The organism is Kocuria subflava (assembly GCF_012163155.1).
GTDB lineage: Bacteria > Actinomycetota > Actinomycetes > Actinomycetales > Micrococcaceae > Kocuria > Kocuria subflava.
Genome location: NZ_JAAVUN010000007.1, coordinates 68,614 through 80,359 on the forward strand (window position 1 = coordinate 68,614; position 11,746 = coordinate 80,359).

At 65.0% G+C, this 11,746-nt stretch carries 12 protein-coding genes; 6 read left to right on the forward strand and 6 right to left on the reverse strand.

The genetic code is table 11. The features are described 5' to 3' along the window. Positions 1 to 90: 90 nt before the first annotated feature. The 4 genes from GTW58_RS05255 to GTW58_RS05270 form a co-directional block, all read right to left on the reverse strand. Complete coding sequence (locus tag GTW58_RS05255; protein ID WP_119932651.1) at positions 91 to 585, reverse strand: hypothetical protein; 495 nt, start codon at positions 583 to 585, stop codon at positions 91 to 93. Between the two features lie 140 nt (positions 586 to 725). Then, a complete protein-coding gene (locus GTW58_RS05260; RefSeq protein WP_119932650.1) occupies positions 726 to 1,517 on the reverse strand; it encodes a hypothetical protein in 792 nt (263 codons plus the stop codon). Further along, positions 1,514 to 1,876, reverse strand: a complete 363-nt coding sequence (locus GTW58_RS05265) for a PadR family transcriptional regulator (protein ID WP_119932649.1) — start codon at positions 1,874 to 1,876, stop codon at positions 1,514 to 1,516. Before GTW58_RS05265 ends, GTW58_RS05260 begins: the two co-directional genes overlap by 4 nt. A 77-nt stretch (positions 1,877 to 1,953) precedes the next feature. Then, the gene (locus GTW58_RS05270; protein ID WP_119932648.1) at positions 1,954 to 3,237 is read right to left on the reverse strand and encodes a molybdopterin molybdotransferase MoeA; all 1,284 of its coding nucleotides are present in this window, start codon (positions 3,235 to 3,237) and stop codon (positions 1,954 to 1,956) included. A 96-nt stretch (positions 3,238 to 3,333) separates the two neighbouring features. On the opposite strand from GTW58_RS05270, the gene moaA reads away from it, so the two are divergent. From moaA to GTW58_RS05290, 4 genes are read left to right on the forward strand one after another with little or no spacing between them, the layout of a single operon-like run. Further along, the gene (gene moaA, locus GTW58_RS05275) at positions 3,334 to 4,485 is read left to right on the forward strand and encodes a GTP 3',8-cyclase MoaA (protein WP_047692681.1); all 1,152 of its coding nucleotides are present in this window, start codon (positions 3,334 to 3,336) and stop codon (positions 4,483 to 4,485) included. A gap of 19 nt (positions 4,486 to 4,504) precedes the next feature. Next, entirely contained in the window at positions 4,505 to 4,780 is a 276-nt protein-coding gene (locus GTW58_RS05280) for a molybdopterin synthase (protein ID WP_047692678.1), read from the forward strand. Further along, a complete protein-coding gene (gene mobA / locus GTW58_RS05285; protein ID WP_119932647.1) occupies positions 4,777 to 5,388 on the forward strand; it encodes a molybdenum cofactor guanylyltransferase in 612 nt (203 codons plus the stop codon). The genes GTW58_RS05280 and mobA overlap by 4 nt, the downstream gene beginning before the upstream one ends. Positions 5,389 to 5,421: 33 nt before the next feature. Next, a complete protein-coding gene (locus tag GTW58_RS05290; RefSeq protein ID WP_168023467.1) occupies positions 5,422 to 6,738 on the forward strand; it encodes a molybdopterin molybdotransferase MoeA in 1,317 nt (438 codons plus the stop codon). Positions 6,739 to 6,842: 104 nt separating this feature from the next. Here GTW58_RS05290 and GTW58_RS05295 read toward each other — a convergent pair whose 3' ends face one another. Continuing rightward, positions 6,843 to 7,346 (reverse strand): DUF456 domain-containing protein, encoded by a 504-nt coding sequence (locus tag GTW58_RS05295; RefSeq protein WP_047692640.1) that lies wholly within the window; start codon positions 7,344 to 7,346, stop codon positions 6,843 to 6,845. Positions 7,347 to 7,424: 78 nt separating this feature from the next. Beyond that, positions 7,425 to 8,870 (reverse strand): phytoene desaturase family protein, encoded by a 1,446-nt coding sequence (locus GTW58_RS05300; RefSeq protein ID WP_119932645.1) that lies wholly within the window; start codon positions 8,868 to 8,870, stop codon positions 7,425 to 7,427. A gap of 137 nt (positions 8,871 to 9,007) precedes the next feature. Here GTW58_RS05300 and GTW58_RS05305 point away from each other — a divergent pair, with 137 nt between their 5' ends. After that, positions 9,008 to 10,945 (forward strand): BCCT family transporter, encoded by a 1,938-nt coding sequence (locus tag GTW58_RS05305; protein ID WP_119932644.1) that lies wholly within the window; start codon positions 9,008 to 9,010, stop codon positions 10,943 to 10,945. 71 nt (positions 10,946 to 11,016) lie between these two features. Beyond that, complete coding sequence (locus GTW58_RS05310; RefSeq protein WP_232817996.1) at positions 11,017 to 11,709, forward strand: lytic transglycosylase domain-containing protein; 693 nt, start codon at positions 11,017 to 11,019, stop codon at positions 11,707 to 11,709. The last annotated feature ends 37 nt before the right edge of the window (positions 11,710 to 11,746 follow it).

Below are 11,746 nucleotides of genomic sequence, written 5' to 3' on the forward strand. Positions count from 1 at the left end.
TCAAGGAACTTAGTGAGCGGTTTGTGATCCGTTCAATTCGACAATTTCTCCATGCCCTATTTCGGCATTAGTTCATGCCGCTGCAACGTTTTATTTGCGGGTGGTGCGCCATCCGCCGTCGGACTCTGATGCAGCACTCTGCGCCGTCCGGGAGTGGCCGTCAGGTGCGCTGAAATCGTCTGCTGACCGACCCTCTGCTGCTTCCTCGACGTCACCCTGATCCCGTTCCGCGCGCTGCTGCTTGGCGGACGGCGTTGAGATCACGGCCACCACCGCGCTGATCACCAGCAGCGCGAATGCTGCGTAGTACACCCAGATGGAGGGGTAGAACCAGAACAGGGTCATCCCCCACCCCACGGCCGTCAGCACAAGCACCAGCACGGCCAGAATCAGCACAGCGAGCTTGACCGTGGAGTACGCATGGGAGCGCCCCCGCATGCCGTAGAAGATGCTCACACCGGCCAAGAAGATGGGAAAGAACATCTCCCCCACCACCACAATCGGGTCCTGGTGGTAGACGTAACGCCCCAACGCCTGGACCACCGCAGCAGCGGCAAGCAACACGGGTGCAATGGCGTACTTCATGGGGTGGTCTCCTGAACACGAGCGTGGTGATTCAGCGGCCGAGTCTATGCCCACGCCCCCAAAGCCCCCGAAACGCAACCCGGCACCCACCTGCGGACCAGGTGGGTGCCGGGCGCCCGGTGAACACCGGATCCACGACGTCAGGCGGTCAACCAGCTGACCACACTGAGGAGAACGTAGAAGACCGGGAACACCACGGCCATCAACAACGCCACACCACGGCTCCCGCCAGCTGCCTTGCCCTCAGCAGATGTTGCAGTGCCGAATGCGGACAGAGGTGAGGTGACCGGGTCCTGCGAGGAGCTCAGGTCGCGGTAGGACACCCAGCCGAGCACCACGGTGACCACAAACAACCCAACGGTGACCAGAGCTGCCGGGGCGGTGATCAGTGCTGGCAGATCCAATTCACCAGCCAGTACCGCCCCCAGAGCCAACGCCATGAAGCTGGCAAAGTACGGGAGTCCGGTGAGCAATGGCCGCTGAAGAAGGAAACGCAGAGCCACAGGCAAGAGCACCAACACGGCCGCAGCCAGTGCCAGGCACAGCACCTGCACCGCGTTGTAGGCCACCGATTCACCAGCTGCCCACGCACCAGCAGCCCGGGTACCCACCAGCAGAGCCAGAACCTGACCCACGCTCAAGGCTGCAGTCGCCCAGAGACCACCTGCAGACTCCTTGGGAGACTCAGCCCCCACGGTCTTGGCGTAAGCGACCGGCTCGCCGAATGCCTCGTCAGGTGTTTCCCCACTTTCTGCGCAGTGGGCCTCCACCTCTGCCAGGCGGTCCCCGATCACATCACCGGGGACATCCATCAGACGCAGTTCCATCACAAAGTCATCGCACCAGCTCTTGTGGCCCTTGTAGAACGGCCGGTCCCACACCTGCGCAGAGACACCGGAGCGGGCGGGGTTGTGGTGTTCGGTGGTGTTCATGATGTGACCTCCTGCTGGGACTGGACGGATGACAGGTCCAGGTGGGTTGAAATGGTGGTGTTGAATGCTCGCCAGGCGAGTTTGGCTTCATGCAGTTCGGTCAGGCCGTCGGCGGTGAGCGCAAAGTACTTGCGCCCCGGTCCGCCGTCGCCGGCGCGCCATTCCACGGAGACCAGACCCTTTTTCTCCAGGCGAGCCAGCAGCGGGTAGATCGTCCCGCCCTTGAGCTCGCCCAGACCTGCCTCAGCCAGTTGAGTGGTGATCTGGTAGCCGTAGGTGGGCCCGGCAACCATGGTCTGCAGGACGCAGGTTTCCAGAACTCCCCGGAGCCATTCGCTGTTGGGGGCTCGTTCGTTCATGACTAAATAGTCTCGCTAAGTAGTCAGACTGTCTAGTCGTCCGAAAGGATGACTTTGCCCCACCTCGACCTAACGCCTCACACCATCAGCCGGACCGACACCAGGCTTCCAGCGGGCACCGGTTCGCTGCCCGGGGGCAACAGAATCAGCGCATTGGTACTCACCGCCGCAGCCAGCAGGTGGGATCCGTAACCGCCCACCCGCCGCACCGCGGAACCATCCCAGCACGCCCGCACCACCCGCATTCGCCCGGGCAACGGGTGAAGTTCGTCCTTACACCGCACCTGGGTCTCCGGACACGACGACGCCGCACCCCACCTCACCAGCGCCGGGCGCAAGAACATCTCCGTGGACACCCACGTGGAGATCGGATTGCCCGGGAAGCACAGGAACGGCACCCCGTTCACCTGCGCCAGCCCCTGCGGCCCGCCCGGCTGCATGGCCACGTGCAGGAACTCGCTGAACTCGGCGACCTCCGGATCGCTGAGGACCCGACGAACCACCTCAAAGGCACCTTCCGAAATCCCGCCTGAACTGATCCACAGATCCGGGGCCTCTGCGCTTTCTCCCGGGGCGTGGGAGGACAGGAGGTGGCGGAGGGCGTCGTCGTGATCCGGGACGTGGAAGTGGCCCACGATCTCCAGGCAGGGGTCCGTGAGGGCTGCGCGGAGGATCTGGGCGTTGGAATCAAAGATTTGTGCCGGGCCGCGGTCCTGGCCCGGGGCCACCACCTCATCCCCCGTGGTGATCAAACCGATGCGCAGGCGCGGGCGAACCTGGACCCGGGTCAGACCGGCGGCCGCACACGCACCCAGCGCGAGCGGTGTGAGACGCTCACCGGAGGCGACCACGGTGGTTCCGGCGGCAACGTCGTCCCCGACGGGGCGAATGAACCGGCCCATCTCCTGGTCTGCGGGAAGGCGCACAGTGCGGCCCGCCTCCAGGAACTCAGATGGCTCCACCACTTCAATGGGCACCACCGCATCCGCGCCGGCGGGGACCGGCGCCCCGGTCATCACGGGCGCCGCGTGGCCCGGCTTCAGAGGTCCTGGCTGATACCCGGCGGCAACGGTGGCAGCCACGGTCAGATCCACTACCTGTCCAGCGCCCAGGGTGTCGGCCGCCCGCACGGCATACCCGTCCATCTGGGAATTGGTGAACGGCGGCAGATCCAGAGCAGCCACCACATCGCACGCCGCTACGCGCCCGGCCGCCTGATGTAACTCCACCCACTCGGGGTTGCGCTCACTCCACGGGCCCTGCCCCAGCAGCTTCACGACGGCGCCCGCGTGCTCCTCCACCGAGCGAGCCTCATGACGATGCGGTGTGGAATGCGAGGTGGGTGGCTTGACCGGTGTCATGGAGGCCAGCGTAGATGGCTCATAGACTGGTCAACTTGTATCGTCGCCACAAGGACGCACAGAGGAGAGGTGATTGCGGTGACCACCGCGCTGGGTATGCCCACGTTGCGTACCCGTTTGGAGCCTTCCCCCGCAGATCCCTCACAGGGGCTGGTGGACCGGTTCGGGCGTCGCGCAACGGATCTACGGATCTCCCTGACGGACAAGTGCAATTTGCGCTGCACCTACTGCATGCCAGCCGAAGGCATGCAGTGGCTGCCCAAGCAAGATCTGCTGACCGCCACGGAAATCCAGCACCTGGTGCAGGTGGGCGTTGAACACCTGGGTGTCCGCGAGTTGCGGTTGACCGGTGGCGAACCCCTGATCCGCGCTGATCTGGAACAGATCATTTCCGGTGTCCGTCACGCCCATCCCGAGTTGCCCATCTCCATCACCACCAATGCCATCGGCCTGGCCCACCGCGCTGCAGGACTCAATCAGGCCGGCCTGACCCGGTTGAACGTCTCCTTGGACACCCTCAACCGGGAAACCTTCAAGCGTTTGGCTCGCAGGGACCGGCTGGAGGATGTGCTGGAAGGTGTGCAGGCCGCCGTCGTGGCTGGGCTGACCCCGGTCAAACTCAATGCCGTGCTGATGCGCGGGGTCAATGACCACGAGGCCCCTGAGTTGCTGGCCTGGGCGCTGGCCAACGGGCTGTCCCTGCGGTTCATCGAGCAGATGCCGCTGGACGCGGACCACGGGTGGACCCGGGAGGGCATGGTCACCGCGCAGGAGATCCGGGACTCCGTGAGCACCCGATTCCACCTGACCCCCCACCCAGCTGACCGCGACGGCGCCCCTGCCGAGCTGTGGGATGTCCGCGAGCGCTCGTCAGATGCCGATGACCCCGGAGAACCTGCGCCCTTGGAATCACGTCCCGTTCTGGGCACGGTGGGGATCATCGCCTCCGTGACGGAGCCCTTCTGCGGGGACTGCAAACGCACTCGGATCACGGCTGAAGGCGAGGTCCGCTCCTGCCTGTTCTCCCACCAGGAGTTCAGTCTGAGGGACCTGCTGCGCGATCCACTGGCCGCAGGAGAATCCGCCGAACAACGCGATCGCAGGATCGCCGATCACTGGCGCGCTGCCATGTGGATCAAACCCGCTGCTCACGGCATGGATCCCTCTGAGACTGACGGCTCCGTGGTGGGCCTGGACTCCGCTGAGTTCATCCAACCTGAACGCTCCATGTCCGCCATTGGCGGCTGACCCGAATGAGGACCGAATCATGTTGACAGTCCGCTACTTTGCCGCGGCCAAGGCGGCGGCCGGTGTTGCCACTGAGCAGGTGGATCTGGCCCAGGTGGACGCGGATCCCACCCGTGGTGCGGTGGAGAATCATTTGATCTCCCTCCATCCGCAATCCCCGGCCGGGGAACCGCCGCTGGCCGATGTGCTGGCCCGCAGCTCCTTCCTGTTGGACGGCCAGTCCTGCCCCACGCCGCAATCACCCGTGCACGGCAACGCCACCCTGGACGTGTTGCCGCCCTTCGCCGGCGGATGAGCACTCATCCCCTGGGCGCTCAGGCCCAAGCAGTGGTGTTGGCCGGTGGCCGCTCCTCCCGTCTGGGAGGCACCCCCAAGGCCTTGTTCCGCACTGATTCAGAAACCCCCACTCTGGTGGAGGGCACGGTCAACGCTTTGTTGGAGCGGGGGCTTCCCGCGGACGACGTCGTGGTGGTGGGTCCCACTGATCTGCCGAGCATGCCGGTGCGCTTGACCCGCGAGGACCCACCGTTTGCGGGCCCAGCCGCGGGCATTGTGGCGGGACTGGAGGCATTGCCCGGTGAGCAGGCGTGGACCCTGTTGCTGGCCTGCGACATGCCCCGCGTGAGCCATGTCATCGGCGGGCTGCTGTCTGCAGCCCAGGGTTCGGATGACTCCACTCGCGGGATCGTGGTGGTGGATGACGGTCGCCTGCAACCACTGGCCGCGATCTACCGAACAGCACACCTGCTGCAGACCGTGGCGGATCAGCCGAGCGTGAACCGTTCCGTGCGCTCACTGGTGGGAACGCTGTGGGACAGGCAACTGACGCTCACCGGGGCCACGGACGATGTGGACACGTGGGACGATGTCGAAAGGTTCGGCCTGAGACCACCCCAAGGCTGATCCTGGATGCCGACCACAAGGAGCCTGGAACCGATGACTGACGCCACCGCCCTGCCACCCACGGTCTCGCACGCCACCTGGGATCAGGCGCGCACCGCCGCCCACGCCGCAGCGGCACCGCTGCCGGAGCAGTGGTTGCCGTTGAACGAAACCCTGGGCGAAACCCTGGCGCAGGACGTCACCGCACAGACGCCCTTGCCCCACTATTCGTCATCTGCCATGGACGGTTGGGCCGTCAACGGCTCCGGGCCGTGGGAAGTCGTGGTCCCCACCCCGGAAGAGGACGACCCTCGACTGACCTGGGCCCTCACCGGCCATGAGCCCGTGGAGCGGGTCAAGTCTCTGGGCCTCAACCAGGCCACCGCCATTGTCACCGGTGGCCTGGTGCCAGAGGGCGCCACCGCGGTGCTGCGCTCGGAATGGGGTACGGAACAGGACGGCCAGTTGGTCCTCAACCACGACGCCGCCCCCGGTGCGCCCCGTCCCGGAGACCACATCCGCCCCGCCGGGGAGGAGGCCTCCGTGGGAGATGTTCTGCTCACCGCAGGTGCTCGGTTGAATCCAGCTCACATTGCTTTTGCGGCCGTGACGGGTCAGGACATGTTGCCGGTACGTAGGCGCCCCCGGGTGACCCTGCTGCTGACCGGGGACGAGGTTGATGAGGCGGGACTACCGGAGCCCGGACGAGTCCGTGACGCCTTTGGTCCGCAGCTGCCACAGTTCGTGCACATGCTGGGTGGGCAGGTGGATGCCGTGCACCGGCTAGGTGATGACCTGGAGGTCTTAACCGAACGTCTGACCGTGGCGGAGACAGGTGCCGAATCCGTCCTGGATTCCCGCGCTCAACTGATCATCACCACAGGCGGGACCGGGGGTTCTTCCGCGGATCATCTGCGCACCGCTCTGGCTGATTCCGGGGCGCACCTGATTGTGGACGAGTTGGCTCTGCGCCCTGGGCACCCTGCGCTGCTGGCCCGGATGCCCGACGACGGCCCGTTTGTGCTCGGCCTGCCCGGCAACCCCCTGGCGGCCATGTCCGCCTTGATGCTGCTGGGCGCTCCCCTGCTGGCGGCATTCGGCGGCGCCGGCTTGCCACCCACGGTGGAGGTCTCCTTGACCCGGGAGGTGGACGCCTTCAAGTCGGTCCGCCTGCTGCCGGGTCTGGCTGCCACGCTGGTCTCAGATGCACACCCGTGGGCGCGTTCCTCAGCGCCTTCGGCGGCCCCGTTGGCTTATGCGGGAGCCAACATGATGCGCGGTTTCTCCCAGGCCAACGTGCTGTTGGTCATTCCGGCTGAGGGCGTCCCGGAAGGTGGGACCGCCGTCGCCGTCCCACTGCCCTGGCTCTGAGGTTCCGGCGGCAGCCCACCGCTCCGGTGAAATCATGGGGCACGTACGTATTCCAGGCTGAAAACGTACCTGCGCCATGATCTCGCGGGTGTGATTCGGCGGGCTCAGGCGGTGCGGACCAGCAGGGAGACCGCGCAGACCACGAAGGTGGAGGCTGCCGCGAGCGCGCAGGTCAGTTCCACCAGGATCCCGATGCCCATGGCCTTGGCAGCCACCCAGGAGGATTCAAGTGCTGCCGGCAGGTTCTTCTGGCGGTAGGTCTCGGAGGCCAGCAGGCCCACGATGAAGCCCACGAACAAGCCCACCACCGGGATCACGAACACACCCACGATCGCACCGATCACTCCGAACAGCAGTGATCGGTTGGGGATCTGGCGTTGTTTGAGGCGGTTGCCGGTGAGGATCCATGAGGCGGACATACCCGCTATCACCAACATTCCACCCAGTGCCAGGGCGATCCAGCCTTCAACTGCCTGCACCACCACGGCCCAGATGATCAGCCCGATCAGAATGGTGATGGAGCCTGGCAGGACCGGCACGATGATTCCGATGGTGCCCACCACAATCAGCATGACGGTGACCATGGTGGCGATGATTTCAGCAGTCATGGGTTCATCTTTGCATCGTTTGCAACACGCTTTGAGCCGCAGAATCGCCAGCGTTCTGGTCGAAAGCGTGTTCTGACGTCACGTCAGATCGCGCAGTGCTGTGGTGGCCGCGTTGTAGCCACCCATCCCGTGCACTCCCCCGCCGGGTGGTGTGGAGGATGAGCACAGGTACACGCCGGGCGCTCCTGTGCGGTACGGATTGAGTCGAGGTGCCGGCCGGAACACCTGCTGCAAACCGCTCAGCGCACCTCCACCAATGCTCCCACCCACCAGATTGGGGTTCATGGCTTCCAAGTCCCGGGGACTGTGGTCCACGCGGTGCAGGATTCGCTCCCGCAGCCCCGGTGCAAACCGTTCGATCTGTTGGACCAGCCGGTCCCCCGCAAGATTTGGTTTGCTCTCCGGGCCGCGATACCCGTGGGGTATCTGGGCGTAGGCCCACAGAATGTGGCGTCCTTCCGGTGCCCTGGAGGGGTCGACGGCGGTGGGTTGCGCCGCGATTACAAACGGACGTTCCGGCATGGTCCCCCGTGCAGCCAGGCGTGCTGCCTGATTGATCTCCTTCAAGGTGCCACCCACGTGAACGGTTCCGGCCTGAGTTATCCGGGAGTCGTACCAGGGCACGGGGCCATCCAGCAGAAGATCCACCTTGTGCACCGCCGTTCCGTAACTCCAGCGGCTCAACGACTTCCGGTACCGGGCGGGCAGTTTCAACCCACGCATGCGCAACACCTGACGCGGGGTGAGGTCCAGCATCAAGACTTCGGGTTCCCCCAGTTCGCGCGTATCTGTGACCAGTCGCCCCGTTTCAATCCGTCCGCCGTGCGCCGTCAGATCGGCCACCAATGCCTCCACGATCGCCTGGGTGCCGCCCTTGGCAACCGGCCACCCATTGGACATGCCCAGCAGGTTGAACAGCACGGCGAATGCACCGGTCAGAGGTGCTGACATGGGAAAACTTGCGTGGGCTGCGGATCCTGCCAGCAACCCTTTGGCCTGCTCGGTGGAGAACAAACGTGCCAGCATGGAGGCTGGCCAGGGTGCACGCAGGCCGAATCCAGCCATGGCCGCTGGGTGATCTGGCCACTGCAACAGCGGCCCCAACGCGCCGCTCAAGATCTGGGGAAGATGGTTCAGAGGACCGTTGTGCAGGGCCCGCCAGGCTGCGGCGTCGTTGTGGGTGGCATGGCGCAGACCCTCGGTGGTGTTGTCCAAGCCCTGCAAGAGCAGCCCCGGCGCCTGACCCTCCAGCGGGTGAGCGGCAGCAACCTCCGGCGTGAGCCATTCAAGGCCCTTCTCCTGGAGTCCCAGCGCTGCAAAAGCGGGCGAGGCCGCCCCGAACGGGTGACATGCCGCCCCCAGATCCACGGTGGTGCCAGGCCCCAACACATCAGCGGACCGGGCCGCACCACCTACGGTGGGCTGCGCTTCCGCCACCGTGACATCCATCCCGGCCCGCGCCAGGACGCAGGCAGCGGTCAACCCGTTGGGGCCCGATCCGACCACCACTGCACGCGCGTTCATACTCACCTTCGTTCAAGCCTTTGTGCTGCATTGTGTCTCCCGCATTGAGGTGTGACATGCAACACTTTGCTAGGTTCTACTTTCCGCACCAAGGACCTCATCCTGTCCCAGCAGCGCCAGCCCCGTGAGGAGATCCCGTGAGCAGCACCAACTCTGCCCCACCCTCCCCGTCATCGGACTCGGATTCCGTGTTCAATGCCTCCCCGGAGACCACGCAGGAGCGTCAGCAGCGCCTGCTCTCGCGCCTCAAAGAGTCCTTGACGCGCCCCGAGCCGGAAACCCGTCAGGGTCTGGACAAGGTGGTCTTTTTTGTGGCCGGCGCCTTGGCCATCGCCTTTGTGTCCTGGGGGTTCATCAGCCCCCATAGCCTTGGTGAGATTTCCTCGCAGGCACTGGCCTGGACCATGGAGAACTTCGGTTGGCTGTTTGTGGTGGCTGCCTCCGTGTTTGTGGCCTTTGTGGTGTTCGTGGCGCTCTCCCGGTTCGGTCGGATCCCGTTGGGCCGCGATGGTGAGGCACCCGAGTTCCGCACCAGTTCCTGGATCGCCATGATGTTTGCCACCGGCATGGGCATCGGCCTGATGTTCTACGGCGTGGGTGAGCCCCTGTGGTTCTACATGTCACCCCCGCCAGGCACGGTGGACGCCCAATCTGTAGAGGCAGCTGCCACCGCCATGGGCACCACCTTGTTCCACTGGACGCTGTACCCGTGGGCCATGTACGCACTGGTGGGTCTGGGCATGGCCTACGGCACGTTCCGCCTGGGCCGTTCGCAGTTGTTCTCCTCCATGTTCACCTCGCTGTTCGGTTACAAGGCCGTCAACGGTGTTGGCGGGAGGATCATCAACATCCTGGCCATTGCGGCCACCCTGTTCGGTTCGGCCTGTTCACTGGGTCTGGGCGCGTTGCAGATCGGTGGCGGTCTGCAGGCAACCGGCATGTTCGAGCAGATGACCTCGCCCATCCTGGTGGGCATCATCGCCATCCTCACCGCAGGCTTTGTGGCCTCCGCCGTCTCTGGTGTGGCCCGCGGCATTCAGTGGCTGTCCAACATCAACATGGTCCTGGCCCTGCTCCTGGCCCTGATCGTGTTCATCGGTGGCCCCACGCTGTTCATCCTGAACATCGTCCCGTCGGCCATCGGCAACTTCATCTCCGAGCTGCCGGGCATGGCTTCCCGCACCTCTGCGGTTGGCGATGAAGCCGTGGCCACGTGGCTGTCCTCCTGGACCATATTCTACTGGGCCTGGTGGATCTCCTGGACGCCCTTTGTGGGCATGTTCATCGCCCGGATCTCCCGCGGGCGCACCGTCCGCCAGTTCATTGCCGGTGTGATGTTTGTGCCCTCCGTGGTGTCTCTGTTGTGGTTCGCCATCTTTGGTGGCGGTGCCATCGGCCTGCAGGAGCGTGCCGAGCGTGCCGGGGACACCGGGGCCATGCTGGTTCAGCAGACCGCAGAAGGTCCGGACCTGAACTTTGACCTGGTGCTCTTTGACCTCCTGAATGCCCTTCCCGTACCGCAGATCGTGACCATCATCCTGATGGTGCTGGCCGTGCTGCTGGTGGCGATCTTCTTCATCACCGGTGCGGACTCCGCCTCCATCGTGATGGGCGGCATTTCTGAGAACGGTGCCGTGGAGCCGTCCAAGGGCTCCGTGATCTTCTGGGGTGTGGCCACCGGTGCTGTTGCGGCAGCCATGCTGCTGGCCGGCGGATCGGACCCCAGTGAGGCCTTGAGAGGGTTGCGGAACATCACGATTGTGGCCGCCGTGCCGTTCGTCGTCGTGATGTTGCTGTTGTGCGTGGCCATCTACAAGGACGTGAGCAGCGATCCTCTGGTGCTGCGTCACCAGCTGGCCAGCCAGGTGCTGGTGGATTCGGTGACCACCGCCACCACCAGCATTGACGGTGAGCAGGTGGAGACCGTTGAGCTGCAGACCGCCAGGGTCAAGACCGGCCAGATCCCGATTGTCCAGGCCAACCAGGACGGTGTGCGGATCACCAGCCGCACCCTGGGTGTGCGCGGTTCAGCCCCGTACGAACACCGGCAGAAGCTTGACGACGACGCCACCTGAGGCCGTTCACCCAGCGAAAAGTAGATCATCCCGGTCAGTTCCGGCCAGCTTCATGGCCTACGCTGACCGGGATGTCTGCATCCTCAGCCAAAAAACCCCAGAACTCCAAGGGCCGCAAGCCTGCGGGGCCCCAGGGGTCCAAGAAGTCCTCGGCCCGTCGTGGCGGCACCAAGCGCTCGCCAGCGGCCAAGGGCGCTGCCTCGGGCCAGCTGGGCACCCAGACCCTCAAGGACAACTGGATCGCGCTCACCGCGGTGGGACTGCTGACGGTGGGCGCCATTGGCGCGGTGGCCCAGAACATGTCCCCCACCTGCGCCGACCGAAACGGTGTGATACCGGAACAGTGGGCCGACGACGTCGTGGCTGCCGCTGAAGTCTCCGGTTTCTCCCCGTCCGTGGTGGCCGCTCAGATCCAGACGGAGAGCAACTGGAATCCTGATGCCGAGAGCCCCGTGGGGGCCCGTGGTCTGGCGCAGTTCATGCCGGAGACGTGGGGCATCTACGGTCAGGGTGACATTGCGGACCCGGAGGCCTCCATCCAGGCACAGGGTTACTACCTGCGGGATCTTCGAAACATGATGGCCGGGCTGGAACCTGCCAATGAACAAGAAGAACTGGACCTGGTACTGGCCTCCTACAACGCCGGGCCCACCGTGGTCCTGGAAGAGGGCGGGATCCCCAACTTCCAGGAGACGGAGAACTACGTCTCCCAGATCAATGAACTGGCAGCCACCCGCTACGCCAACGTGTGTTCAGCGGACTGAGCGCAACGGCTCAACGCACGGCCAGTGGCGGGGTGCA

Coding starts and splice junctions, on each gene's coding strand:
- mobA (WP_119932647.1), top strand. CDS start 4,777: ATGAGCACTCATCCCCTGGGCGCTCAGGCCCAAGCAGTGGTGTTGGCC.
- GTW58_RS05300 (WP_119932645.1), bottom strand. CDS start 8,870: ATGAACGCGCGTGCAGTGGTGGTCGGATCGGGCCCCAACGGGTTGACC.
- GTW58_RS05260 (WP_119932650.1), bottom strand. CDS start 1,517: ATGAACACCACCGAACACCACAACCCCGCCCGCTCCGGTGTCTCTGCG.
- GTW58_RS05310 (WP_232817996.1), top strand. CDS start 11,017: ATGTCTGCATCCTCAGCCAAAAAACCCCAGAACTCCAAGGGCCGCAAG.
- GTW58_RS05255 (WP_119932651.1), bottom strand. CDS start 585: ATGAAGTACGCCATTGCACCCGTGTTGCTTGCCGCTGCTGCGGTGGTC.
- GTW58_RS05270 (WP_119932648.1), bottom strand. CDS start 3,237: ATGACACCGGTCAAGCCACCCACCTCGCATTCCACACCGCATCGTCAT.
- GTW58_RS05280 (WP_047692678.1), top strand. CDS start 4,505: ATGTTGACAGTCCGCTACTTTGCCGCGGCCAAGGCGGCGGCCGGTGTT.
- GTW58_RS05295 (WP_047692640.1), bottom strand. CDS start 7,346: ATGACTGCTGAAATCATCGCCACCATGGTCACCGTCATGCTGATTGTG.
- moaA (WP_047692681.1), top strand. CDS start 3,334: ATGCCCACGTTGCGTACCCGTTTGGAGCCTTCCCCCGCAGATCCCTCA.
- GTW58_RS05265 (WP_119932649.1), bottom strand. CDS start 1,876: ATGAACGAACGAGCCCCCAACAGCGAATGGCTCCGGGGAGTTCTGGAA.
- GTW58_RS05290 (WP_168023467.1), top strand. CDS start 5,422: ATGACTGACGCCACCGCCCTGCCACCCACGGTCTCGCACGCCACCTGG.